The 24163-nt window shown below is 63.6% G+C and carries 21 protein-coding genes and 1 pseudogene; 11 read left to right on the top strand and 11 right to left on the bottom strand.

The features are described 5' to 3' along the window. Positions 1-121 precede the first annotated feature (121 nt). On the top strand, positions 122-1234 hold the full coding sequence (locus HYG82_RS38200) for a Gfo/Idh/MocA family protein (protein ID WP_179262996.1): 1113 nt from the start codon (positions 122-124) through the stop codon (positions 1232-1234). A gap of 228 nt (positions 1235-1462) precedes the next feature. Then, positions 1463-2425 (top strand): cation diffusion facilitator family transporter, encoded by a 963-nt coding sequence (locus HYG82_RS38195; RefSeq protein WP_179262994.1) that lies wholly within the window; start codon positions 1463-1465, stop codon positions 2423-2425. Positions 2426-2501: 76 nt separating this feature from the next. Here the strand turns inward: HYG82_RS38195 and HYG82_RS38190 are convergent, their stop codons facing one another. From HYG82_RS38190 to trpC, 4 genes are read right to left on the bottom strand one after another with little or no spacing between them, the layout of a single operon-like run. Then, on the bottom strand, positions 2502-3296 hold the full coding sequence (locus HYG82_RS38190; RefSeq protein ID WP_179262992.1) for a 2-amino-3,7-dideoxy-D-threo-hept-6-ulosonate synthase: 795 nt from the start codon (positions 3294-3296) through the stop codon (positions 2502-2504). A gap of 24 nt (positions 3297-3320) precedes the next feature. Then, positions 3321-4241, bottom strand: coding sequence for a tryptophan synthase subunit alpha (gene trpA / locus HYG82_RS38185; protein ID WP_179262990.1), 921 nt, complete (start codon positions 4239-4241; stop codon positions 3321-3323). Continuing rightward, positions 4238-5560 carry a tryptophan synthase subunit beta gene (gene trpB / locus HYG82_RS38180; RefSeq protein WP_179262988.1) on the bottom strand — a complete coding sequence of 441 codons (1323 nt, stop codon included), beginning with the start codon at positions 5558-5560 and terminating at the stop codon, positions 4238-4240. Before trpB ends, trpA begins: the two co-directional genes overlap by 4 nt. 25 nt (positions 5561-5585) lie before the next feature. Beyond that, positions 5586-6389, bottom strand: a complete 804-nt coding sequence (gene trpC, locus HYG82_RS38175; RefSeq protein ID WP_179262986.1) for an indole-3-glycerol phosphate synthase — start codon at positions 6387-6389, stop codon at positions 5586-5588. A gap of 487 nt (positions 6390-6876) precedes the next feature. Between trpC and HYG82_RS38170 the strand changes: the two genes are divergently transcribed. Further along, positions 6877-7347: an MGMT family protein gene (locus HYG82_RS38170; protein WP_179262984.1), complete on the top strand. Its 471-nt coding sequence runs from the start codon at positions 6877-6879 to the stop codon at positions 7345-7347. A gap of 340 nt (positions 7348-7687) precedes the next feature. Here the strand turns inward: HYG82_RS38170 and HYG82_RS38165 are convergent, their stop codons facing one another. From HYG82_RS38165 to HYG82_RS38155, 3 genes are read right to left on the bottom strand one after another with little or no spacing between them, the layout of a single operon-like run. After that, a complete protein-coding gene (locus tag HYG82_RS38165) occupies positions 7688-8281 on the bottom strand; it encodes an NUDIX hydrolase (RefSeq protein ID WP_179262982.1) in 594 nt (197 codons plus the stop codon). Further along, entirely contained in the window at positions 8278-8778 is a 501-nt protein-coding gene (locus HYG82_RS38160; RefSeq protein ID WP_179262980.1) for a DUF7109 family protein, read from the bottom strand. Before HYG82_RS38160 ends, HYG82_RS38165 begins: the two co-directional genes overlap by 4 nt. Positions 8779-8804: 26 nt before the next feature. Then, a complete protein-coding gene (locus tag HYG82_RS38155) occupies positions 8805-9950 on the bottom strand; it encodes a glycosyltransferase family protein (protein WP_179262978.1) in 1146 nt (381 codons plus the stop codon). Positions 9951-10515: 565 nt separating this feature from the next. On the opposite strand from HYG82_RS38155, the gene HYG82_RS38150 reads away from it, so the two are divergent. Next, positions 10516-10686, top strand: coding sequence for an HVO_0758 family zinc finger protein (locus HYG82_RS38150; protein ID WP_179262976.1), 171 nt, complete (start codon positions 10516-10518; stop codon positions 10684-10686). A 300-nt stretch (positions 10687-10986) separates the two neighbouring features. After that, positions 10987-12084, top strand: a complete 1098-nt coding sequence (locus tag HYG82_RS38145; protein ID WP_179262974.1) for a PfkB family carbohydrate kinase — start codon at positions 10987-10989, stop codon at positions 12082-12084. A gap of 6 nt (positions 12085-12090) precedes the next feature. Here the strand turns inward: HYG82_RS38145 and HYG82_RS38140 are convergent, their stop codons facing one another. From HYG82_RS38140 to HYG82_RS38125, 4 genes and pseudogenes are all read right to left on the bottom strand, one after another. Further along, entirely contained in the window at positions 12091-13281 is a 1191-nt protein-coding gene (locus HYG82_RS38140; protein WP_179262972.1) for a DHH family phosphoesterase, read from the bottom strand. A gap of 53 nt (positions 13282-13334) precedes the next feature. Then, the gene (locus HYG82_RS38135) at positions 13335-14234 is read right to left on the bottom strand and encodes an SDR family oxidoreductase (protein ID WP_179262970.1); all 900 of its coding nucleotides are present in this window, start codon (positions 14232-14234) and stop codon (positions 13335-13337) included. A 120-nt stretch (positions 14235-14354) separates the two neighbouring features. Next, a pseudogene (locus tag HYG82_RS38130) lies at positions 14355-15607 on the bottom strand (molybdopterin-dependent oxidoreductase). Positions 15608-15727: 120 nt separating this feature from the next. After that, entirely contained in the window at positions 15728-16153 is a 426-nt protein-coding gene (locus HYG82_RS38125) for a DUF5791 family protein (RefSeq protein WP_179262968.1), read from the bottom strand. A 177-nt stretch (positions 16154-16330) separates the two neighbouring features. On the opposite strand from HYG82_RS38125, the gene HYG82_RS38120 reads away from it, so the two are divergent. The 6 genes from HYG82_RS38120 (at position 16331) to sppA (ending at position 24084) form a co-directional block, all read left to right on the top strand. After that, a complete protein-coding gene (locus HYG82_RS38120) occupies positions 16331-17413 on the top strand; it encodes a tubulin/FtsZ family protein (RefSeq protein WP_179262966.1) in 1083 nt (360 codons plus the stop codon). Between the two features lie 53 nt (positions 17414-17466). After that, entirely contained in the window at positions 17467-19407 is a 1941-nt protein-coding gene (locus HYG82_RS38115) for a glycoside hydrolase family 2 protein (RefSeq protein WP_179262964.1), read from the top strand. 533 nt (positions 19408-19940) lie between these two features. Continuing rightward, entirely contained in the window at positions 19941-20822 is an 882-nt protein-coding gene (locus HYG82_RS38110; protein WP_179262962.1) for a coiled-coil protein, read from the top strand. Positions 20823-21100: 278 nt separating this feature from the next. Beyond that, positions 21101-21535 carry a nuclear transport factor 2 family protein gene (locus tag HYG82_RS38105; protein ID WP_179262960.1) on the top strand — a complete coding sequence of 145 codons (435 nt, stop codon included), beginning with the start codon at positions 21101-21103 and terminating at the stop codon, positions 21533-21535. A gap of 90 nt (positions 21536-21625) precedes the next feature. Next, entirely contained in the window at positions 21626-22984 is a 1359-nt protein-coding gene (locus HYG82_RS38100) for a carboxylate--amine ligase (protein ID WP_179262958.1), read from the top strand. A gap of 104 nt (positions 22985-23088) precedes the next feature. Further along, positions 23089-24084 (top strand): signal peptide peptidase SppA, encoded by a 996-nt coding sequence (sppA, locus tag HYG82_RS38095; protein WP_179262956.1) that lies wholly within the window; start codon positions 23089-23091, stop codon positions 24082-24084. Positions 24085-24163 lie beyond the last annotated feature (79 nt).

Below are 24163 nucleotides of genomic sequence, written 5' to 3'. Positions count from 1 at the left end.
ACCCTTATTTCGATCGCACCCTGCCTCTCTCTATGGACTGGCATCGCACTCAAACGTCACCGAAATGGTTCGTTTCTCACTGTGCGTTCGTTTCTGCAGAATCGAAATCGGAGGCTGAGATATGATCGGAACCGGAATCGGCGTCGGCATCGTCGGTCTTGGCGGTATGGGAACCCTCCATGCACGAAGTATTCGGGATCTCGGTGCTGACGTCGTTGCCGGTGCAGACCTCGTCCCGGAGCAACGAAGGCGGTTCGCCGACGAATTCGACGCGACCACCTACGAGACCCACGAGGAGCTCGTCGTTGACGGAGCGGTCGACGCCGTCATCGTGACGACGCCAAACCGATTCCACGAGCCGATCGCCACCGCGGCCCTCGAGGCAGGATGTGACGTCCTCGTCGAAAAGCCACTCGCACACACGCTGGAGAGTGCAGAACGGATCGCCGAGGCGGCGGCCAGAGCCGATGGAATCTGTATGGTCGGATTTCACAATCGCCATGCCGCCTCGATGGCTATGTTCGACGAACAGCACGCTCGCGGCCGGTTTGGCGATCTGACTCACGTCGAAGCAAACTACGTCCGCCGACGCGGCGTCCCCGGCCCGGGGTCCTGGTTTACCGATCCCGAACTCGCCGGCGGTGGTGCATTGCTCGACATCGGCGTCCACGCCCTCGATCTCTCACTGTACGCGCTCGACTTCCCCGAAATCGTCGAGGTGAGCGGCGTCACGCGGACCACGTTCGGCGCGACGGAGGAGTACGCCGATCCGGAAGGGTTCGGAGACAACTGGAACGCCGAGGCCGAGACCTACGAGGTCGACGACTCCGTCAGCGCCTTCATCCGCTGTGCCGACGGCCAGACCGTGTCGCTCGAGGCCGCGTGGGCGACCAACCGCGAGGAGAGCATGAACTTTCGCGTTCGGGGGACGCAGGCGGGGGCACAATTCGACATCGGCGATACCGATATGCAGATCCTCGAGTCGGGAACCGCCGGCTGTGATCACTACACCGACGTCAACATGAGCGGCGATGCCACGTTGACCGGCTACACCGAGCAGGACGATGCGTTCCTCGCGGCCATTGCCGCGGACGTACCGCCGGAGACCAATACCGTCGACGAGGCGATGACTGTCCAGCGCGTCATCGACGCGATCTATCGCTCGAGCGAGTCCGGTCGAGCGGTAGAGCTCTCGGAGGTCAGGCGAGAAACGTCGCAACGAGCGCGTCGGTAAGCGAATCCCGTTGCGATAGCGGGTAATCGAGTGACGCCGGAAAGCGTATCGAGTGTTGAACGACGATCGAACATGTGGTAGGGTAGGGAAGGAAGGTCGAGACGACCGATAACCTGATCTGTTCACCTCGTTATTAATCCGGCAGGGGATTTTTGTTACGATTGCTAGTCTATACACCGATTAATAGCAGCTGAATTAATAAGACGGACGTTCCGAGTTCGAACTACGATGAGCCACGACGAGTCGGCGCACACCCACGACGACTCTCGGTCGCACGACGCACACGATCACGAGGGTCACGGCCACGGCGGAGAATCGACGAGCAGTCGCAAGCTCGCTGCCGTTTCGCTCATCAATATCGTCGGCTTCCTCGTCGAACTTGCAGGCGGACTGGCGTTTGGCTCCGTCGCACTCCTCAGCGATGCGTTCCACATGCTGTTCGACGCGCTCGCGTACGTGATGGCCTTCGCAGCCTCTCACGTCGCCGAACATTACGGCGACGGCGACCGCTGGTCGTACGGACTCCACCGCCTCGAACCGTTCGCCGCCTTCATCAACGGACTCCTGCTCCTGCCGATGGTCGGCTTTATCATCTGGGAGTCGTATCAACGGTTCCTCGATCCCGCTCTCATTTCCATCGGTGTCGTTCCAACGCTCGCCATCGCGGCAGGCGGGCTCGTCGTCAACGTGGGCTCGGTTCTCGTTCTCCACGGCGACGCGATGAGCCTCAACGAAAAGGGCGCGTTCTACCACCTGCTGGGCGACGCCGGCGGCTCGGTCGCGGTCATCGTCTCCGTACTCGCCATCGAAGTGACCGGCATCCGCGTGATCGACCCGATCACCGCGGCCCTCATCGCCGCCGTCGTTGCCTGGTCCGCGGTGACGGTGTTGCGCGGGAGCGGCGAGATATTTTTCCTCAAAACGCCGCTCGAGAGCGACGAAATTCGGGCCCACGTCCGCGAAATAGTGGGCGTCGACCAGGTGGACGACTTCCACGTCTGGCAGATCTGCAGCCAGATCACGGTCGCGACTATGCACATTGAAACGGACGTCGAAACGATGACCGAAGCCGAGTCAGTCCTCCGTCGCGTCCACGACGAACTCGCGAGCCACGGCATCGATCACGCCACCGTCGAACTCGGGCCTGGCTACGCGGACCGCGACGTGCATCTCGATACGCACTGCCATTGAGTGCGCCCCGAGACGAGTCTCGATAAACGAGTGAAAAACCGTCCGGAGAACAGAGATCTAGCCTCGAGAAGAGACGTCAGGCCTCGAGCGCCAGCCCCGCCTCGGCGAGTGCCTCGTCGGTCGAAAGATCGTGGTGGACGACTCCGGCGACCGCGTGCGCGATAGCCTCGGGGTCTTCGTGCTGGAAGATAGAACGACCCATCGAGACACCGGCGCCACCGGCATCCATCACGCCGCGGACCATCTCGATCGTATCGCGATCAGTCCCTTTCGAGCCGCCGGCGATGACGACCGGGAGCCGGGTCGACTCGACGACGTGCTGGAAGCTTTCGGCGTCGCCGCTGTAGCCCGTTTTGACGACGTCCGCGCCCAGTTCCTCGGCGAGTCGGACCGCGTGGCCCAGCGCCTCGGGGTCCTCGGGGTCGACACCGGGGCCGCGGGCGTAGGCCATTGCGAGGACCGGCATCCCGAACCGTTCGGCCGTCTCGGTGACGTCGGAGAGCTGAGTGAGCTGGTCTGGCTCGTGATCGGAACCGACGTTGATGTGGAACGAGACCGCGTCGGCGCCGACCCGAATCGCCTCCTCGACGGTGCCGGTCACTCGCTTGTCGTTCTCGTCGGGCCCGATAGTCGTCGAGCCGTTGAGATGCACGATGTACCCCTTCCCGTTCTTGTTCTCGTGGACGCGAGGCGCGATTCCCTTCTGCGTGAGGACCGCGTCCGCGCCACCGCTGGTGACGCCGTCGATGGTCGATTCGATGTCTTTCAGCCCCTGGACTGCACCCATCGTGATGCCGTGGTCCATTGGGACGATCACGTACGATCCGTCTGTCCCGATTCGTTCGAGTCGTGCGTCAATTCCGGAGGTCATTGCGGGAGTGTAGCAAGCTAGCAGTTATGGCTGTTCTGGTTCTGGTGCATCTTCCGCGCCGGCCGCAGTTTCGCCGGTCGAGCCACGGAGCGCGCCGCGTTTGAGCTCCGCCGCTTTGGTCTCGAGTTCGTCGACTGCCTCGCGTGGATCGTCGCTCGAGGCGATTATATCCACGAGTGCGCTGCCGACGATCACGCCGTCGGCACCCGCCTCGACGATTTCGGCCGCGTGGTCGCCTTTGCTGACGCCGAAACCGACGGCCTTGGGCACGTCGTACGCTGACAGTCGCGCGAGGCTGTCGTGAGTCGCGCCAGAAACGTTCTCGCGCGCGCCCGTCGTTCCGAGTCGAGCCTGGACGTAGGCAAAGCCCGAGACCTGCGACATGATGGTCTCGAGACGGTCGCCCTCGGTCGTCGGCGCGATGATGAAGACTAGATCGAGCCCGTTGTCGTCGCAAGCCTCGCGAAGCGGATCGGCCTCTTCGGCGGGCAGGTCGGGAACGATGATCCCCGAGAGTCCCGCTTCGGCCGCGCGTTCGACGAACGGCCGAACGTCGGGTTTGTTCCGCGACGAAACCGCGTCACTATCCGAGACGCGTGGCGCCTCGCCTGCCCCGTATTGCAGGATCATGTTGTAATACGTCATCACCAGGAGCGGTGCCTTGGTCTCGAGGTCGTCGACCAACTCGAAAAAGCCCTCGGGGGTCGTGCCCGCCTCGAGCGCGCGGTTGATCGCCGCCTGGATCGTCGGCCCTTCCGCGATCGGTTCCGAGAACGGCAACCCGAGTTCGATCAGGTCCGAGCCGCCGCGGTCGAGCGCCTCGACGTACGCTTTGGTCTCCTCGAGCGACGGATCGCCCGCCGTAATGTAGGTTATCAGTGCCGGGTGGTTTTCGCGGACGGCAGCTTCGACGTCGCTGTCGGTACCTGCCGAATCTGCGGTCATCCGTCGAACACCTCGACTGCGGGTGCGGCCTCGAGATCGCGCTTTTCCGTCTCCTCGAGTACAGTCTCCAGGTCCTTGTCTCCCCGGCCGGAGACGGTGACGATGACGAGGTCGCCGAGATCCTCGTGTGCTTCTTCGAGGTATCCAAGCGCGTGACTCGATTCGAGCGCGGGGATGATTCCCTCGAGTCGGGAGAGCCGGTGGAAGCCGTTGAGCGCGTCCTCGTCGTCGACGCTCACGGGCGTAACACGGCCCGTTTCGACGAGGTGTGAGAGCTCGGGCCCGACGCCGGCGTAATCCAGCCCCGCGCTAACGCTGTGTGACTCGACGATCTGGCCGTCTCCGCTCTGAAGGAGCTTCGTCATCGCGCCGTGGAGGACGCCGTCCGTGCCCGTCGAGAGCGTCGCGGAGTTAGGCGCGAGGCCCGCGTCTTCGTCGATATCGAGGCACGAACCGCCGGCTTCGACGGCGTAGAGGTCGACGCGCTCTTGCGGATTGGGCCCGCTCGAGTCATCCGCGGAGCGTGGCTCCGCGCTCTCCTCGTCGGGCACGAACGCGTGGAACGTCCCCATCGTGTTCGAGCCGCCGCCGGCGCAGGCGATGACGCTGTCGGGGAGTCGGCTGGCTTTTTCCAGAATCTGGCTCCGAGCTTCGTCGCCGATGACCGCCTGAAAGTCCCGGACCATCTTCGGGAACGGGTGCGGGCCGACGACGGAGCCGATCACGTAGTGCGTCCGCTCGACGGTGGTCGCCCAGTCGCGCATGGTTTCGTTGATCGCTTCCTTCAAGGTTCCACTACCGGCGTCGACCGGGTTCACCTCGGCCCCGTTCATCCGCATCCGGTAAACGTTCGGTCGCTGGCGGTTGACGTCGGTCCGACCCATGTAGATCTCGCAGGGCATGTCCAGGTGGGCTGCGGCCATCGCCGTCGCGGTGCCGTGTTGACCCGCGCCAGTCTCGGCGATGATCCGCTCTTTGCCCATGTACTTGGCCAGCAGGACCTGTCCGAGCGCGTTGTTTAATTTGTGCGCGCCGCCGTGGACGAGGTCCTCGCGTTTGAGGTAGATTTCGCGGTCGTAGCGTTCGCTCAGCCGATCCGCGCGCTGAAGCGGTGTCGGGCGGCCGCCGAAGTCGCGCATTCGTTCGCGGAACTCGTCCATGAACCCGTCCTCGTTCTCGACGACGTATCGCTCGTACGCATCCTCGAGTTCCTGCAGGGCCGGCATTAGCGCCTCCGGAACGTACTGACCGCCGTAGTCGCCGAACGTACCCGTGCGCCCGGAACCGTTCTCGTCGCGTTCGCGTTCGCCTGTACTCATGTCTGGGAGTCTCCGTCGTGTTCACTCATGTCGTCTCGGTCTCCGTCGTCGATTCCGCCGTTTCTGCCCGCGTGAGTCGCCGCGTATTCTCGGTCACATCGCTTTCGTCTGCACCGTGGTCCATGATGGCGCTACCGACCAGCAACGCGTCTGCACCGGCTTCGCGCATCCGACGGGCGTCGACCGGCGACGAAATTCCGCTCTCGGCGATCACCGTCACGTCGTCCGGAGCGTGGGGGGCCACCGACTCGAAGGTTTCGAGGTCGACCTCGAGCTTCGCCAGATCTCGGTTGTTCACCCCGATTATCTCCGCACCCGCTTCGAGTGCGTCCTCGAGTTCGTCCCGGTCGTGCACTTCGACCAGCGGCTGGAACCCGCGGTCGCGCGCAGCCGCGACGAGTTCCGAAAGGTCGTCTACGAACCGTGCGATCACCAACAACAGGTCGGCCGCAACGACGTCCATTCCAGCCTCGTCCAGAACGAAATCCTTTCGCAGAACCGGGACGTCGACGGCCTCGCGGATACGGGTCAGTGCCTCGGGGGATCCGCCGAAGTGAGTCGGCTCCGTGAGAACGGAAATCGCCGCCGCACCGCCCTCGACCATCGCCTCGGCCAGTTCGACTGGATCGTCGGTCCGCGTTCCGTCGGCCGTCGGACTCGTCGGTTTCACCTCCGCGATTACCGGCACCCGTCCGTCAGCCTCCGCCCGCGCCAGCGCGTCGGATATCGACCGCGCGTCGACGTTTACGACGCCCTCGCCGCCCGACCGCTCTCGAGCGGCCGCGAGAATCGACTTGACCGCGGGCGCAAGCTCCGTCTCGGAGTTCATTATTGTACATCGACGTACTCATATGTACATAAGACTTGCGTCATCGCGTCGACCAGCGGACCAGTCGCTCCGTTTGGCTGCCAGAATTCAACGGGGGTCGGAGGCGTCGAGTGGCGCGTCCGTGTGCCAGCGGATACAGTGGTCACGACGAGTGCCGACGCCGTTGGCGAGTGGCAATAGTTCGTTCGTCTTGTGATCGAACGTCGCCGTCGGTTTCGCCGTTTCGCCGTTTCGCCGAATTCACTGAATTGGTTTCGCTCCGGCCCGTCGTCGCCCAGTTCACCGAGCAGCTGCTCGAATTCGTCCAGTTCCCGGAATCGGGACATCGAGGAGACGAACGACGACCGGTGAAAAGGGACGAGATATTGTCACGAGTCGAGTGCCAACTGCCGGTCGACGAAACGCAGGCGGCAATCGATCGCAGGGCCGTACCGAGCTGAGAACCGAGACCGGCGGCTATTCAAGTCATGGCCGCTTACACCCACCTATGGAGGACGTTACGGACGCTGGAATCTACGCGCGGGAGTCATCGTATCTCGATCGATACATCCAGCTCGGAGTCGCAAGCGGGCGCGTTTTGAGCGTCTCGTTTCCCGAGATACCGGACGACGACGCCGAAGACGAACACCCCATCCTCGACCGGGTCTTCGAGTACCTCGACGGTCTCGAGCCGGTTACCTTCGACGACGTCCAGGTCGCGATGACGATGCCGACCGATCAGCGGTCAGTTCTCGAGCAGGTCCAACAGGTACCCTACGGCGACCAGGTCACCGTCGAGACCCTCGCCCGGATGACTTCGGGTCTCGATCACGAGGACGAAGACGACATCGTTCTCGTCCGGACGGCGCTCGACGAGAATCCGGCCCCACTTCTCATTCCGGATCATCGCATCCGCGACGGCCCCAGCGCCGCACCGCCGGACGTCGAACAGAAACTCCGGTCGCTCGAGGGACTGTAAGCGACCGATACCGTATTCTGCTCTCTCGGCCGGTGTCCATCCTCGTCGTGCGGCTTCGACTCGGCCAGTGTCCATCCTCGTCGTGCGGCTTCGACTCGGCCGGTGTATGTCTCCGTCGTGCGGTCGCGACTCGGCTGCATGTACGCCACCGCTGAAAACGGCCATCCCATGAAACGCAGACGAGTAGAACGAAGCGCTGTCCGAACTCGAGACGACGGTCGTTGAAGAATTACGGACGGCGCGAGAGGACGGCCGAGTGAGAACGGATCGACCGAACGAGCACGGAGTCAGGGTAGTGACGGAGAGTGCAACTGAGATCAAGAGGGCGGCGCGAAAGCGGTTACTTCTCCGTCCGGTCGACCGTTTCGGCCGCTTCGAACTCCGTCGCCAGCTCGAGCAACTGCACGAGGATTCGGCCAGTTGCGCCCCAGACGGTGTAGTCGTTTACGTGGAAGTAGTGGATGACGATATCGCCGTAGTAGGGATGGGACCGACGCTCGTACTCGTAATTATCCGGGTCGAGCAATCCGGAGAGAGGAAGCACGACAATTTCGGCGACTTCGTCGTCGTTGCGGTCGTAGTCCCGATCCGGGACGTTGGCGACGAATGGCGTTACTGCGTACTCTGAGATGGTCCGGATGTCGTCCAGTTGGCCGACGACTTCGGCCTCGCACGGCTCGAGACCGATCTCTTCGTTGGCCTCCCGAAGTGCGGTATCGAGGATCGTTCCGTCTACCGGCTCGGCACCGCCACCGGGAAAGCTCATCTGTCCGGGGTGTTCGCCGAGGTGGTCGGCCCGCCGGGTAAAGAGCAGATGGTCCTCGCCATCTCGGTCGACGATCGGCGCGAGGACGGCGGCGTCGTACTCCTGATCGTCGATCGCGGAGGGGGTGTGATTCGCAACCGGATCGAGTGTCAGTCTCTTCGGTGTCATTCCTCGAGGGCATCCTCCAAGCGCGTCCGTTCGTCCGTGAGATCGACCGGTGCCCAGGACTCGAGATCGTAGCTGACGTCGAGCAAGGTCCGACACCGCGCGTCGTCGCCTGCAGCGACAGCCTCGTCTGCGGCTGCGACGAAGCGATCGCGGGCTGCCTCGCCCAGCATCGTGCGATCGAGCCGCCGCCGCTCGACGTCGAGAATGTGGGGGACGTCTTCGGCGGATTCCGGTACCGACGGAAACGCCGTCGGTCCGGCAACGTAAAGTGCCTCGCCGTCCGCGTCCGCTGTCGCATCGCTCTTTCGGGCGGGGTCGTATCGAACGAGCGCGAACGATTCGAGCGCCGCCTCGATCGCCGCCTCGAGGGCCGTGTCGTCTACCGACTGCCCGTCGGCTCGGTACGCGGCCTCGGCGAGCGCCCGCTCGAGTTCATCGTGGGTCAACCCGCCGAAGAGGTCGACCACGCCGGCCAGTTCGTCGGCGGTCGCGTCCATACCCGGTCCAACGGCCGGTGATGGGATTAGTCTTGTGAGCGGGAGCCGACCCGACGCTCCCGCCAGGGCCGGGCGGCTTCGAGTACGTCGGTCGGTTCGAACGGCGCGTCGGTCCAGCGCGGAAGACGCGCGTCGTCCGTCGGCGGGGCGATCGATTCGGCGTAGCGCTCCAGTTGGTCCCGTTCGTTCGCAGGGTCGTACTCGAGACCGTTGAACGCCGCGTCGACGCGGTATTGGTCGATCAATTCTTCGCCGACGGCACGATATCGCTCGGGCAGCGTCTCGTACGCGGGGTCGACGCCGTGTTCCTCGAGTACGCAAAGCAGCGCGGCCCCGACTTCGCGACTCATCCCCTCGAGGCCGGTGTCGCCCGCGACGTCTCTGTGATCGTGTTCGTGGCGGCCGAGATCGACCTGGGCAGTCCCACGGAAGCCAGCGACTTCGTACGCATCGCCGAGCGTTCCGACCTCGAGTCCCCACGCGCGGGGCGTTCGCAGTCGGCGGGCGAGAGCGGCGGTCGCGGCGAATTCGCCGGCAAGCGCGTAGCGAAACGCGCCGAGGTAGTCGACGATCGGCGCGTCGTGGGCATCGGCGACGGTTCGAACGAGCGGCTCGTAAAACAGGCGGAAGAGCCGTCCGTAGAGCCTGCCACGTTCGACCCGGGCGTAGTAACCCTTCGAAAAGTCGAAGTTCGTCGTCAGCGGGGCGAGCAGACGATGGACGTGTTCGGCCTCGTAGCTTCGGGCGTCGGCGTCGTGGACGACGACCGCCTCGCCGCGGTCGGCCGCCGGGCCGAGCGCGAGCCAGACGTCCCGCCCTTTCCCGAAGTCGCCGCCTAAACCCGCATCAGAGAGTAACGCGTCGACGCCGGGTGCGGTACACCAGAGGACGCGGATCGGAAGCGCAAACGAGGTGAGCCACTTTCGAAACGGCCCGATCTGATCGGGGTCGGCGCGGACGGGAACGAAGACTGCGGCGGGCGCTGGCACCAGTTGCTCGAGTTCGACGAGGACGCGTTCTGCGGCGGGGCTCTCGTACTCGCGAGCGGTCATCGGGACGACGATGGACGTTTCGGCGACCGCCGCGGCGGCTTCGCGCGCGAGGGTGCCGTCGGGTCCATCCCCTCCGCCGAATTCGTGGAGCGTCGCGATTCGCTCCTGGACGTACTCCATCGATGGTGTGTTCGAGCGAACCGGTAAAACGCCCACGAATGCGGCCAGATAGGGTGTACCGACGGCCGGTCGACGGCCGTCGAGTCGACGTCTGCCGAGTAACCGAACGAGGGCTCGGCATTCGCGACCGATGATCGGCCACGCGATCCGGGAAAACCACACGACAGGAGCACTACGCGGGCCACCGTAGCGGGCCGACTCGCGGAGTGGACACGTCGGTCGCTCGAACTATCGGATAGAACGGTCGAAGACCGATCGGTCGAGTACGGCTGTCTCCTCGTGAGCCGCATCGGGGTCAGGTGGATCGAACGGCCTTCGTCCTTTCGTCACCAAGCGGAGCGGAGTTCCGCGAGGTCAGCCATACCAACGGTTTCGCCAGATCACGAGAGAGCTTCGCTCTCTCGAACGACCCGGGGCAGTCTCCTCTGCCGCTTGCAAATAATTGCCACCGATCAATAATTGTCTGTGAACACACATATGTTCGACGGCACACCAGCCGTGTGAGTCGAGTCGAAACTCGATAAAGCACCGGTCTTTTTCTTCCCCTCCTCCCTACAGGGGGAACATGAAATCAGTCCGAAAGGCACTTCGAGAGGGCGAACTCGAGAAGGACACCTACGATCGGCTCGTTTGCGGCGAGTGCGAGAAGCCACTAAAGACCGAAAACGATCCCGACGAGATCAAGACGGTCCGAATTTGTCCGGACTGCAACGCCGAGTGGAAGGAGATCCGGTAGGGACGACCGGTCACGTCGACCCGAAACGACCGTAGTGGGTTGGTGGTGCGGACTCGAGAGTTCGATCTAATTCGTTTTCCATGCCATGTGATCAAACAGCACGCTGTACTGCTGTCGCTACCACCACTTGCCGCTGTGACGTAACACGCTGTACTGCTGTCGCTACCACCACTTGCCGCTGCGACGTAACACGCTGTGCCGCGTGTCGCGTGTTTCACCGACGGGCCGTTCCGCACTTCGGCGATCGTCGAGGATCGCCGCGACCAACTGCTTTTACTGACGAGTGCCCCAATTACGGGTGTGAGCTACGCCGACCTTTGCGACCACCTCGACGCTCTCGAAGGAGACGGTCGCCGCCACGTCGTCGCACTCCCCGACGGCAGCGTCGATCACCGGTACGCTCTCTCGGGAGCCGGCGGCGTGCGAGTCGAGCGAGCCGACGAGTTCAGGAGCCAGCTTGCAGCGGGCAGCCGCGCGTTCTCACTCGAGCCGGTCGACGTCCGACCGGGTGGTCAGGCGGTCAACGCGGCCAGACAGGTCCACGCCCTCGGCGATTCGGCGACCCTCGTCGGTCACCTCGATCATCCCGTCCTGGCCGAGTTTCCGTTCGAAACGCGTTCGATGGGCCCGCCGGCGACGGTCCGCGTCGTCATGCTCGACGAGGACGACCTCCTCTTCTCGGAACCGGGGGCGGCCGAAACGTGGGAACTGGCGGATCTCCGTGCGGTCGTCGACTGGGACCGAATCCTCGATGCCGACGCACTCTGCTGTGCGAACTGGGTCTCGGTTCGCGGCCTCACGGCCGTCTTCGATCGATTTCGGTCGGCCCCGCCGGACGAGTCGCTCACGATCGTCCTCGATCCCGGTCCGATCGATGCTGTCGATCCGTCGGCACTCGAAGACTTGTTCGACGTGCTCTCGCGGACAGATGGGGCCAGCGAGTCCATCGAAATCGTTCTTTCCGTTAACCCGACCGAACTCGAAGCCGCCGTTGCAGCCACCGACGTCTCGGGCCGTGCTTCCGATCGGGTCTCCGACGCATCCGGCGTTACTTCCGATGGGACTCGAGATCGGAATCGGGCTCTCGGCCGGGCAGTGGCCCTCCGCTCGGCGATCGGGATCAGTGGCGTGATCTCTCACGGTACGGCCGTCGCTGCCGGAGCGACCCGCAACGGGACGACCGTCGTGAACATGCTCGAGGTCGGCGAAACCAAACACACGACGGGCGCGGGTGATCGATTCTCGGCTGGGGTGGCGTGCGCGCTGGCTCGCGAATGGTCCCTCGAGACGGCGCTCGCGCTCGGAAACGCCTGTGCGGCACACTTCGTCGGGACCGGCGAAACCGCCGGCCCAGCGGCCGTACGCTCGATACTCGAGCGCAGCGAGCGAGACCGGTAGACCGAGCTAGCGTTCGCCGGCCATCGCCGAAAAGAGGCGTTCCTCGAAGTCAGAGCGGCTAATCCCGTCTGAAGGGCCGATTCCGTTCATGTGATCGACCGAGAGCTGTCCGCCGCCCATCCGCGCGTGACCGCCCGCGCTGGCCATCGGAATGTCACTGATGGCGTGACGAAGCGTTTCGCCCATGTGGACCCGGTCGTCGCGGGATCGTCCGGAGAGGTGAAGCGTTCCGTCGTTTTCGCCGTAGACGACGACCGCCGTCACACCCTCGAGGTGCATGAGTTCGTCCGCAGCCTGGGGAATCGCGTCGACGTTTCCGATCTCGCCGACGTCGCAGACTGCGAAGGGGCCCTCGACGCGTTTCTGGGTGATCGCCGTCGCCTTGACCCGTAACACGTCGTCGCTGACTTGTGGATTGGCGATACGATCGAGCAGGTCCTCGTCGATCCCCGGAAAGAGCGTGGCACAGGCGTCGAATTCGGCCCGCGAGCAGCCGTTCGTCAGGTGATTCGTATCGGACTGAATGCCGTAGAGCAATCCTGTGGCCAGTTCCGGGGAAACCTCGAACTCGCTCGAGTCGTCATCCTCATCGATCGTCGCACCGACGTCGTTCAGGTACTCGACGATGATCGTCGACGCCGCCCCGTAGTTGGTCCGCACGTCAGTGAATTTCGTGCCAGCCCCGTTCCCCGGGTGGTGATCGATGACCGCGATCGGCTCGACCGTCTGGGCTCCAGTAAACCCCCGCGGCGTATTGTGGTCGACCAGCACCACCGCGTCCGAACTGAGCTGTGAACTGGCCTCGACGGGTTCAAGATCGAGATCGAGAACGGTCCGAAACGCCCGATTCTCCTGGTGGCGGATTTCGCCGGGAAACTGCATGGTTACGTCGGTGTCGACCGAGTCGGCGATCGACGCGATACCCATCGCACACGCCATGGCGTCGGGATCCGGATTGGGGTGCATCAGCACCGTCACGTCCTCGTGAGTTGCCAGCACGCGCTGGAGCCGAACGCCTGGGGGTCGACGGAACCACCGAACCGCCCACCAGCAACCGATGGCGATCCCGACGACGACGAGAACGAGAAGGGAGAGAACGAGCGGCTCGAGGGAGCGGAGCGAATCGCCGACCGGCTCGGCAACCAGCGGGTTTGCCCCGACGGACCCGACCCCATTCGAGCCGCTCCGAACGCTCATATCAGCAAATCAAATCGAACCACCAAGAATTTTCCCCATAGCTGCCGCTTCCATCAGATATCCGACTCGACGCGGAAGCGCTCGACAGCACCGCGGTATCCGTCGCGGAACGTCGGATAGGAAAACTCGTATTCAAGCGCCCGCAGTTTCTCGTTCGAACAGCGCTTGCTCGTCAGAATCCGCCGTCGGCCAGCCGCCGAGATATCGTCGTCTGCGAGCCGTTCGGCTTTCGTTCGCTTCGGCGGCTCCCCCACCCCGCATTCGTCGGCCAGCCAGTCCGCAAATTCCCACTTCGAGACGGGCTCGTCGTCGACGACCTGAACCACCTCACCTCGGGCGAGGTTCTCCTCGAGCAGATGCCGGACCGCGCCGGCCGCATCGTCCCGGTGAGCCATGTTCAGGTACCCCTCCGTTACAGGACCCTCGATGTAGCGCTCGAGCCGATATCGTTCCGGACCGTAGAGGCCGGCGTAGCGCGCGACGGTCCCGTCGATGCCGTATTCCGGCGCGTAGTCGAGTGCGATCCGCTCGGCCTCGGCGAGTACTTCGGTCTTGTCGGTGGTGGGCTCGAGCGGCGTTTCCTCGTCGACCCAATTTCCGTCGTGGTCGCCGTGGACGCCCGTCGAAGAGGTGTAAACTAGCCGATCGGGGGCGTTCTCGCGCTCGCCGAACGCTTCGATCGCCGTTTGCAACCCCTCGACGTATATCGTTCGGGCAGCGTCGGCCCCGCGACCGCCGCTGCTCGCTGCGAACACGACCGCATCGGCGTCGGGGATCGACTCGAGAGCTTCGCGGTCGGTGACGTCGGCCCGTATCGCTTCGATGCCGGCTGCCTCGATCTGCTCGACGCCCTCGTCCGATCGGCGAACGCCGATCGGCTCGTGACCCCGGTCAGCGAGCTGTCGGCCCAGTTCGATGCCGACGTAGCCACAGCCCAGAATTGCAACGTTCATAGCCGAACTCGCGGTCGGGTGCACATAATGTCACCGCTCGGGTGAGCCGTTTCGGACGACCGCGCTACATACCGTTCGGGTTCAGTATACCCGGTCGAAGACGGTCCGCGGCGATATCGCTCATTCGACGGTATCCTCGACCGCGTGGGGAAGAGAGACGTTCTCGGCGTAACCGCCCTCGTTCCACGGATAGTTGTTGCCGACGTCCCCCTCCGGCTGCGAGATTCGCGCCGGCTGACGGCGGCCGCGCTCGTCCGTCGCTCGAGAGACGAGCGTGTACGAACCGGGTGACGGCTCCCAGACGTATCGAAACAGCCGCCAGGCGCAGTCGTAGTTCGGACCGAAGAACTCGCCGGTGTCCCAGCTATCGCCGCTGTCGGTCGAGAGTTCGATTTCCGTCACTTCGTCGTCGCTCGCCCAGGCGACGCCGACGATGTCGACCGTGCCATCCGCTCGCGGAGAGACGGCTTCGCCGTCTTTGGGGCTCCGATCGTGGACTTGACGTTTTCGTCGAACGTATACGGATGGTCGATCTCGTCGGACTCGATCTGATCCCAGGTGTCGAACGTCGGCACAGTCGCGTTCGATTCGGGCTCGACGCCCACCGGGTGAATCCGGTAGGCGGACTGTTGCCATTGCGTGTCGTCTTGACCATCGCGGTCCGACCATTCCTCACCGTGGACCATCGTCTCCGCCACGTGAAGTTCGGTGAGCCACTTGACGCTGTTGACGCCGTACCAGCCCGGAACGAGTAACCGAACCGGCCGGCCGTGTTCGTCCGCAGCTTCGATCACGTCCTCGCCGTTGACCTCGTAGACGAGGATGCAGTCCTCGAGAACTGTCGTCATGGGGATAGAACGGGCGAACCGGTCGTTCTCGCCCTCGACTTCGGGATGGTCGCCGCCGACCGCGGTCAGCCACATCTCGTCGTCGGTCGTTGCACCGTGCTCTGCCAGGATCGTGCGCAGCGGCGCACCCGTCCAGATCGCCGTGCTTACGGCCCCGAACTCCCACTGGACGCTCCCCGTCTCCGGTTCGAAGTATCCGCGGCCGTTACCGGCACATTCCATCGTGTGCGACCGCAACCGTCGGATACGCTTCTCGAATCGCGTCCATATCGAGTTCGACCTCTCGATCGACCGCGCCGGCGAGTTCGACTGTCCACTCGTCGCTCGGGGGATCGAGCGTCTCGTTTCGGTGACAGATGTAGTGATCCCTGACGGGCGAAGCCAGTTCGCGTACGTGTCACGATCGGCCGCACCGACGACCCGATATCAATCTTCGAGATCGGTAACGGCTTCGGCGCCGGGTTTTCGATCCAGTATCGCGTCCGTCTCCCATCGCCGGTTCTCGTTGCGATCCGAATTCGACATGCGGATCGGACACCGTCGAGGGCGATAAGTTTCCGGGGGCTAATATCGTTTCCCGCTACTGTCAGAAGCCGTTCCCACCGTTGTTGGCCGTGAGCGAACACCGGCGGAAAGCGGCCGTGTCTACGGTGCGCTGTCTGCGATCACGTACTGGACATGGACGAACTCCTCGAAGGACATCGGCGCCCGCTGTTCGATCTTCTGCTGGATCTCCTTTGGGTCCATATCGATCTCGAGGTGACTTTCGACTGCGTCGACGTCGAGGACCGCCGTCGACATTCCGAGCAAAAGGTGTTCGAGCGCCATCGTCACGATCGTCTCCGGTTCCGGTTCGTCGTCTTTGAGCGCCTGTATCTCGGCCGCTTCCTCGAGCGTGAGAGAAGGCGAGTCACCGGCTGCCAGCGCCTCGAGCGCGTCCTGCTCGATGTCGGTTTCAGCTGCGACGGCCGATGGATCGCGTCTCTCGACGATCGACGTGAGATCGTCCTCGTACTCGGCACGAAGGTCGGCAGGCGAGTCGGGGACGGACATCCGCTGTTCGTAGAACATACCCGAAGGGACGGGGATATGGCAGAAATGTATTGTGACCTCCGATCGACGGTCGAGCCACCGTCTCGTTTCCGCCTGGTAGCTGACTGCAACACGTCGTGTCTGCCTCGAACAGGTCCGAAGAAACCGTCTCAACTCACCGGAACGTTCAACAGGACGCACTCACATGAGGCTGCTATGAAAGTTGCCCTGATCGGAGTAGGTCAGGCCGGCGGAAAAATCACCGAACGGCTCGTCCGGTTCGACGCGGACATGGGTTTCGGAGCCGTTCAGGGTGCGCTGGCCGTCAACTCCGCGAAGCAGGACCTCCAGTCCCTCGAATACGTCGACACGCAGTTGATCGGTGCCGACCGCGTCAATGGCCACGGTGTCGGTGGTGACAACGAACTCGGAACTGAGGTTATGCAGTCGGATATCGAACAGGTGCTCGGCTCGCTCGACGGGCGCATCACCTCGAAGGCGGAGGCCCTCTTCGTCGTGGCAGGACTCGGCGGCGGCACCGGTAGTGGCGGCGCGCCGGTCCTCGTCCACCACCTCCAGCGGGTCTACGACGTGCCCGTCTACGCACTCGGCGTGCTGCCGGGGCGCAACGAGGGAGTGCTCTATCAGGCCAACGCCGGTCGGTCGCTGAAAACGCTCCTCCGTGAGGCAGATTCGACGCTCCTGATCGACAACGATGCCTGGCACGAACAGGGCGAAAGCGTCGAAGACGCATTCGAGACGATCAACGACCGGATCGCCCGGCGGGTCGGGCTGCTCTTCGCTGCTGGGGAAGCCGTCGAGGGCGTCGGCGAAAGTGTGGTCGACTCGAGCGAAGTTATCAACACGCTCCGCACGGGCGGGGTCGCGACGCTCGGCTACGCCACCGAAGTCGCGAGCGAGGACAGCGGCGAGAACATCACAACCGCCATGACCGTTTCGAGACAGGCCCTGTTGACGGGAGCGAGCCTTCCCGATGCGACGACAGCCGATTCGGCGCTTTTGGTCATCGCAGGCCAGTCAGATCGAATCCCTCGAAAGGGAGTCGAGAAAGCGCGGCGATGGCTCGAGGACGAAACGGGCAGCATGCAGGTCCGTGGCGGGGACTTCCCGCTCGACAGCGACCGGATCGGCGCGCTGGTATTGCTCGGCGGCGCGGAACGCTCGGATCGCGTTCAGAAGTTTATGCAGCGAGCGCAGGAGGCCAACCGCGCTCAGGAAACGGAATCGGCGGACCACGCCGAACAGTTCGCAGACGACCGACTCGAGAACCTCTTTTAGACGGTTCTAAACCGTCGGAAGGGCTTTTTACCTCCGGTTCACTGAAGGTGACAATGACCGAGGAGTGGGTCGGTGGGATGGTGACCGACCACGGTGATGGCGGCCCGCCGACCGTCGAGGAGTGGCGGCCGGTGTCGGTTCCCGGACGCCCCGCGGGATTCGACGACGAGGGACCGATCGCCTACCGAACGAGGTTCGAAGACCCCCGCCGCGACGCGGAGGAACGCGCGCTACTCGAGTGTCGTGGCGCCTACGATCGGGCGACATTCTGGATAAACGGCGCGCGACTCGGAACGAACGAGCCGCACTTCCTCCCCGCTCGACTCGAGTTTGAACCCGAACCCGAAAACGAACTGATCGTCGTCTGCGAGCGCCCGGACTCGTTTGCGGGGATCTACGAGACGGACGAGGTTCCCGCTCACTTCGGGACGCCGGGTATCTGGTGGGGCGTCGAAATCGAATCCCGGCCCGCGGCCTTTTTCCGACGGGTCCGGGCGCGGCCTCGACTGGGCACGAATTCGGACTCGAAGCAGAGCGCGGGCACCGCGGGTGCTACGTCCACGAACGCATCCCCCGACGACGCGGGTGCGGCAATCGACGTTACGCTCGAGATCGATGCGGGCGAGGGTGTCGACGATGCGGTGTCGCTATCGCTTCGGCCCGAGGGCTTTCGCGGCGGCGCCACCATGGAGCGCATCCCCGTTCGAGTCGACGCGGGCCAGCGGACGACGGTATCGAAAACGCTCACGATCGATGAGCCGTCGCTGTGGTGGCCCCGCGGTTACGGGCCCCAGCGGCGGTATACTGTGCGGGCGAAACTCGGCGAGGAGGCCGTCGAGCGAACCGTCGGCCTCCGGACCGTCGAGCGCGATGCCGACGGTCTCCTGGTCAACGGCCGCCGCGTTCGCGCTCGCGGATTCACGCGACTCCCCGGCGGCGATCCGCGCGAAGACGTCGACCGAGCGGTCGACGCGAACGCGACGATGCTCCGTGCTCGGGCTCACGTCCCACCACGGGAGTTCTACGGCGCCTGCGACGACGCGGGGATTCTGGTCTGGCAAGATCTGCCTGCCACCGGAACTGGTTCCGGTTCCGATTTTAACCTCCCGATCGAACGAGGAACGGAACTGGCGACGGCGCTCGTCGAGGAGTACGGCCGGCATCCCAGTCTCGCGATGTACGGCGTTTACGATCGGCCGATGGACCCGTTCGCGGAGCCGCTCGGAAGCGGCCTGCTCGCGAAACTCGCGCTTCGCTATCGGGTGTGGCGAACGTCGGTCGACCACGGTCCCGCCACCGAAATCGCCGAGTCGATCCCCGACGACCGCCCCGTCGTCCCGACGGTCGGCGCGCCCGGAACCGGTGCAGACGCGTCCCACCTCGCCCTCGGCTGGCAGTACCTCGAGGCCGACGATGTCGACTGGTTGCTCGAAACGTACCCCGCTCTCCACGAGGTCGTCGGCGGATTTGGGGCCGGCTCTGTCGCGACTGACGACGCCGACCCGGCAGCGATTCCGGGGATCGACCCGGCGCTACTCGAGCGGCGGGCCGACGACGCCGAAACGTCGCAACTCGATCAGGCGCGAACGCTGAAGACGATCGCGGAAGCGCTCCGGCGACGGAGCTGTGGCATCCTCACGGCGTCGACGCTACGCGATAGCGCTCCCGGGGGCGGCATGGGGGTTTACACAGTCGACGGCGAGCCGAAACGAGCCGCCGAGGCGCTCGCACGGTCGTTCGAGCCCGTACAGGCCGTTCTCGACGGCCCGGCGAGTCCGGGTACTGTTGGGATCACCCTCTGTAACGACACGCACGACGCGCTCGAACCGATCGTCGGTTGGCGGGCCGGCGACAGTACGGAAACCGAACGCGTCAGCGTCGGGCCGCTCGAGACCGCCGCCGTCGGAACGGTTCGGATCCCGAAAGATGCAGAGCAAGTCGACCTCGAGGTGGCCGTCGATGGACGCAAGATTCGGAACAGCTACGAGTTGTGACCTGCACCCACGGCGGTAACCGCGGATGACCACCCGGTGTCGGCCGAGTCGGAACGAACAGACGACGGTTCGGCGTGCTTACGCCACCGATTCCGCTGCGAGAGACGTCGAGTCGTCCGCCCGCGTTCTCCCTCGAGACGAAGGTACCGGTTCGAAAAACGAGCATCCGGACCCTCCCTCGTATAATGCACCGTGGGTGTTTCGTCTGCTAACCAGTATAAGACCCCCCATCCCCCCTGTCAACGTCCAACATGGCACGATGAGGGCCCTGAGAACCGGTTTCAGGGGTTTCTGGACCGGTACATTTAAATTACAAGCGCCAGTAGTTGCGGCTACCAGAACGCCACCGGGGCGCGTATCGCTCGACGATCGATGACAGGAAATCTTATTCACCGAGGTTTCGCAGATCGTGAGTGCACGCTACGAACAGCCGGACGGCCGTCAACGAGCGCGACTCGCCGTTGGTACGGCGAGTCGCTTCGTGCCGTCCAACCGTTTCTCCGGTGCGGGTATGGCACAGAGGTTTGAATAACATGGTAGACGAATCGAAAAACATCGAACTGACAGAGGACGACCTCGAGAACAAATCGAAAGGACAGCTCATCAAAATGGCCGGTCAACTGCGAGACCGGCGAAACGACCTGAACCAAATGGCTTCTGAGCGCGCATCCAAGCGCGACGACCTCAACGCGAAGACTCGCGAGAAGGTCGACGAGGCCCAGGAACACCGCGAGAAACGCGACGAGCTCAACGAACAGGTCCAGGAGCACAAAGAACAGCGCAACGAGCTCAACGCCGAAGCCAACGAGCTGTTCGACAAGGTCGAGCAACTCAAGTCGGACATGGAACTCGACGAGGGAAAGGACCTGGAGGAACTCGAGGATGAGATCGAACAACTCGAGTTCAAACAGCAGACCGAGGTTCTCTCGAGCGAGGAAGAGAAGGAACTCATCGAGAAAATCGAGTCGAAACGCGAGGAATACGAAGAGCGCAAACAGAAGCTCGATCAGAACGAGGATCTCGAGGAACTCGTCGAGGAAGCCGAAGAAGTGCGATCGGATGCGTCCCAGCACCACCAGAAGGTGACGGAGCTGGCGGACAAAGCCCAGGAACACCACAACCAGATGATCGAGGCCTATCGAGAGGCCGACGACATCCGTGACGAGGCCGACGAGATGCACGAGAAGTTCGTCGAGGCCCAGGAAGCCGCCGACCGCCACCACGAGGACTTCGTCCGGGTCCAGAAACGCCTGCGCGAACTGGACAAGAAAGAAGAAGAAGAGCGCAAATCCGAGCGCGACAAGAAAAAGGAGGAAGCCAAAGAAGAAGCCGAAGAGATCTATCAGAAGTTCAAAGAAGGCGAAACCCTCGACACCGAGGACCTGATGAAGCTCCAGAAGACAGGGCTACTCTAGATCGATACCGTCTACCGCGTCTTTTCTCCCGGTTTTCGGGATTTGTAAGCGGGTCCGTACCGTCGTGTATCCTCGTCCTTGCAGCGTTGCGAGAGGGAACTACCCCGATGAATCGCCGCAAGCCACCGACGTGTAATGAACGTCCTGAATGGTCGTCGGAAACGATCATCGTGACGCCCAGTCACCTCGCTATGACAGTCATCGTTCCATTCTCATAGACTGTAAACCGAGTATAGCTATTTTGTTCGCGCGCATGTTCGAGACCATCTAGCAGGGTAATGACATCAAACGAACATCGGTCGATCGAGAGCGCGACTGCTCGAGAACGGCTTACGGAGTTCTATACCGAATTCAATCACGTCGTCACGAACCACAGTGACGTCGATGAGTTTGCTGCTGTACTGAGGGATGACGTGAGGTGGACAGACGTTACGACGGGCAACCGCTCCGATCGAACGTATGCGGGGATCGATGACGTCCTCGAAAACGTAGTACTGACACCGAGTAAGCAAGCCGACCACCTCCAGGCCCTTCCAGAGCGGTTTACCGACGCGGGCGACACCGTGGTCGTAGAGGGGGCCTACGTCGGAACGGTCGATGGACGGAACTTTGACATTGCGTTTGCTCACGTGTTCGACCTGACTGACGGCATGATCGAAGCGTGTCGGGCCTTTCGGGATACTGCCCTCGAACAACGGGTATTCGATGCCTAACACTGTCCGTTCGGGGATACGTCGAATTGGAATCTAGCGCGTCGGAGTATACGATCTATAACAATGGAACCAGACCCACTGCCATCGGTCATGCAACGACACAGGAACGGCACGAGCGTGGTCGTTCCCGGGATCGGCGCGCCGAGTTCCGTCGCCTGTCTCCGCTCGCTTCGACCGCGCGGCGTCCGAACGATCGTCGGCTCCGAGACGCGGACGACACCGGCGGCGACGTCGGGGTACCGCGACGAGTTCGTGGGCCTGCCGGACCCGGTGACTGATCTTCCCGAGTACGGCGACGCCCTGCTCTCACTCGCCGAACGGTCGGACGTCCAGACGATCATTCCCGTTCGAGAAGAGGACATCTACGTCCTCGCGGAGCGGAAAGACGCGTTCGCCGACGAAATCGCGACCCCCTGGCCGGATTTCGACACGCTCCGGCGCGTCCAAGATCGTATCGACCTCTTCGATGCCGCCGATGCAGCCGGCGTCGCGGCCCCAGAGACCGAGCGACTCGACGAATGGGACGACTGGAACCGCGAAACGATCGTCAAGCCCCGCTACACCGTGGCCGCCCCCGAGTATCTCGGCCCGACGTTCGACCGCGCTGAGATCGGCTCCACCGAGTACCAGCGGCCGGGGTCCCGGCCGAACCAGGCGGCGGAAATCGAGAAACGTGGCCACGTTCCGCTCGTTCAAGAACGGATCCCCGACTCACGAGAGTTCGGCTTCTTCGCGCTCTACGACCGCGGCGACCCCGTTGCGACCTTCCAGCACTGCCAGCGCCGAGGATGGGAGTATTGCGGCGGTCCGAGCGCCTACCGGGAGTCGGTCCACATTCCGGAACTCGAAACTGCCGGTCGTGCGCTGCTCGGCGAGCTCGAGTGGCACGGTCTCGCGATGGTCGAGTTCCTCCGTGATCCCGCGGACGGCGAGTTCAAGCTAATGGAGATCAACCCTCGCTTCTGGTCTTCGTTGCCGTTTTCCGTCCGAGCCGGCGCCGATTTTCCGTACTATTACTGGCAGATGGCGATGGACGAGCGGATCGAAACGGGGCCGACGTACGAAGTCGGCATGGGCGGCCACCTCCTCCGAGGCGAGCTCAGCTACCTCCACAGCGTGGCGACCAAGGAGTATCCGCTCGTCGACCGGCCATCGTTGAAAGAGGCCGCACGCGAGGTCACGTCGTCGATCTTCCAGCATCCTCGATTCGATTACGCAGTCGCTGACGATCCGGTACCGTTCTTTCAGGACGGTGTGAACCTGGTACGGGCGTGGCTGCATTCGCGATCTGACGCAGATCAGCCGGCTGAGGCTGCGCCAGAGGCGATGGCCGAAACCGGACGCCCGGACGACGGGCGCACGGAATCGACCGAAACGAGTCCGACGGTTGACGGTGACTCGACGCGCTCGGCGCAGACGGACGGTGGCCCTCGGTCCGAGTCGCGTTGACCCCGACCGAACTCACGTCGGTTTCTCCCGGCCGAATCGCCCGCTATCGCCAATGCTTAACGGAACCCGCTCCGAGCAATTCGGTATGACTCGAGGTGGACCCAATGATCAGTAGCGAGGATATCGGTCGGCTGGTGATCGTCGTGGGTGGCGGGCTCGCGTTTGCGCTCATCGGCGTCGCGCTGTTCGTCGTCTTTCCGACGTCGCTAACGGATCTACTCGGCGTGGTTCTCGCGCTGGCGGTTGCCCTCGTCGGCGCGCGTCTCGCGGCCAACGCTGCCAGGTCGGTATTTCCGGGCTACGACGTCGCCGAGGTCGCCGTCGAAGGGCCGATCACCCGGGACGGCGGTGGCGGTCGGTTTCCGTCGAGCCCGGGGGCGACGCCTGCCGACGATATCGTCGACCAGATCGACCGTGCGCACGACGATGACAACGTCAGGGCGCTTTTGCTGAAGCTGAACACGCCCGGCGGCGAGGTCGTTCCAAGTGACGACATTCGGCTCGCGGCAAAACGGTTCGATGGCCCGACGATCGCCTACGCGACTGACGTCTGTGCGAGCGGCGGCTACTGGATTGCAAGCGGCTGCGACGAGCTCTGGGCCCGCGAGGGAAGCATCGTCGGATCGATCGGCGTTATCGGCTCCCGGATCAACGCAAGCGACTTCGCCGAAAAGGTCGGACTCTCCTACGAACGGTTTGCGGCGGGCGAGTACAAGGACGCCGGGACTGCGCTCAAAGAGATGGACGAAAACGAACGCGCGTACCTTCAGGGGCTTATCGACGACTACTACGACACGTTCGTCGAGCGGGTCAGCGACGGCCGCGATCTCGAGCCGGAGTTCATCCGAGACACCGAGGCGCGGATCTATCTGGGGGAACGAGCATTCGACCTCGACCTCGTCGATCACCTGGGTACCCGTCGGGAACTCGAGGACGAACTGGCCGACCGACTCGAGGTCGACGAGGTCACGGTCGAGGAGTTCGAGCCCTCGCGACCGCTGATGGCCCGCGTCGGTGCAGGTGCAAAGCAGATCGCGTACGCCTTCGGCGCGGGAATCGCGGGCATCGCTGACGGGCGCAGCTTCCGACTGTGGAGCTGATTCGGCAGGGGCTCGCGTCGAGGAGGTGGTCGCCATCGCAGGCGATTCTATCGACGGAACAATTCGCTCGATACGGTCG

The organism is Natrinema halophilum, assembly GCF_013402815.2.
Lineage (GTDB): Archaea > Halobacteriota > Halobacteria > Halobacteriales > Natrialbaceae > Natrinema > Natrinema halophilum.
Note: the sequence above shows the minus strand (reverse complement) of the source record. Positions and strands in the feature narration are given on the sequence as shown.

Excerpts from the sequence above, each read along its gene's own strand:
- HYG82_RS38200 (WP_179262996.1), top strand. The coding sequence starts at position 122 with ATGATCGGAACCGGAATCGGCGTCGGCATCGTCGGTCTTGGCGGTATG.
- HYG82_RS38195 (WP_179262994.1), top strand. The coding sequence starts at position 1,463 with ATGAGCCACGACGAGTCGGCGCACACCCACGACGACTCTCGGTCGCAC.
- HYG82_RS38190 (WP_179262992.1), bottom strand. The coding sequence starts at position 3,296 with ATGACCTCCGGAATTGACGCACGACTCGAACGAATCGGGACAGACGGA.
- trpA (WP_179262990.1), bottom strand. The coding sequence starts at position 4,241 with ATGACCGCAGATTCGGCAGGTACCGACAGCGACGTCGAAGCTGCCGTC.
- trpB (WP_179262988.1), bottom strand. The coding sequence starts at position 5,560 with ATGAGTACAGGCGAACGCGAACGCGACGAGAACGGTTCCGGGCGCACG.
- trpC (WP_179262986.1), bottom strand. The coding sequence starts at position 6,389 with ATGAACTCCGAGACGGAGCTTGCGCCCGCGGTCAAGTCGATTCTCGCG.
- HYG82_RS38170 (WP_179262984.1), top strand. The coding sequence starts at position 6,877 with ATGGAGGACGTTACGGACGCTGGAATCTACGCGCGGGAGTCATCGTAT.
- HYG82_RS38165 (WP_179262982.1), bottom strand. The coding sequence starts at position 8,281 with ATGACACCGAAGAGACTGACACTCGATCCGGTTGCGAATCACACCCCC.
- HYG82_RS38160 (WP_179262980.1), bottom strand. The coding sequence starts at position 8,778 with ATGGACGCGACCGCCGACGAACTGGCCGGCGTGGTCGACCTCTTCGGC.
- HYG82_RS38155 (WP_179262978.1), bottom strand. The coding sequence starts at position 9,950 with ATGGAGTACGTCCAGGAGCGAATCGCGACGCTCCACGAATTCGGCGGA.
- HYG82_RS38150 (WP_179262976.1), top strand. The coding sequence starts at position 10,516 with ATGAAATCAGTCCGAAAGGCACTTCGAGAGGGCGAACTCGAGAAGGAC.
- HYG82_RS38140 (WP_179262972.1), bottom strand. The coding sequence starts at position 13,281 with ATGAGCGTTCGGAGCGGCTCGAATGGGGTCGGGTCCGTCGGGGCAAAC.
- HYG82_RS38135 (WP_179262970.1), bottom strand. The coding sequence starts at position 14,234 with ATGAACGTTGCAATTCTGGGCTGTGGCTACGTCGGCATCGAACTGGGC.
- HYG82_RS38125 (WP_179262968.1), bottom strand. The coding sequence starts at position 16,153 with ATGTTCTACGAACAGCGGATGTCCGTCCCCGACTCGCCTGCCGACCTT.
- HYG82_RS38120 (WP_179262966.1), top strand. The coding sequence starts at position 16,331 with ATGAAAGTTGCCCTGATCGGAGTAGGTCAGGCCGGCGGAAAAATCACC.
- HYG82_RS38115 (WP_179262964.1), top strand. The coding sequence starts at position 17,467 with ATGACCGAGGAGTGGGTCGGTGGGATGGTGACCGACCACGGTGATGGC.
- HYG82_RS38110 (WP_179262962.1), top strand. The coding sequence starts at position 19,941 with ATGGTAGACGAATCGAAAAACATCGAACTGACAGAGGACGACCTCGAG.
- HYG82_RS38105 (WP_179262960.1), top strand. The coding sequence starts at position 21,101 with ATGACATCAAACGAACATCGGTCGATCGAGAGCGCGACTGCTCGAGAA.
- HYG82_RS38100 (WP_179262958.1), top strand. The coding sequence starts at position 21,626 with ATGCAACGACACAGGAACGGCACGAGCGTGGTCGTTCCCGGGATCGGC.
- sppA (WP_179262956.1), top strand. The coding sequence starts at position 23,089 with ATGATCAGTAGCGAGGATATCGGTCGGCTGGTGATCGTCGTGGGTGGC.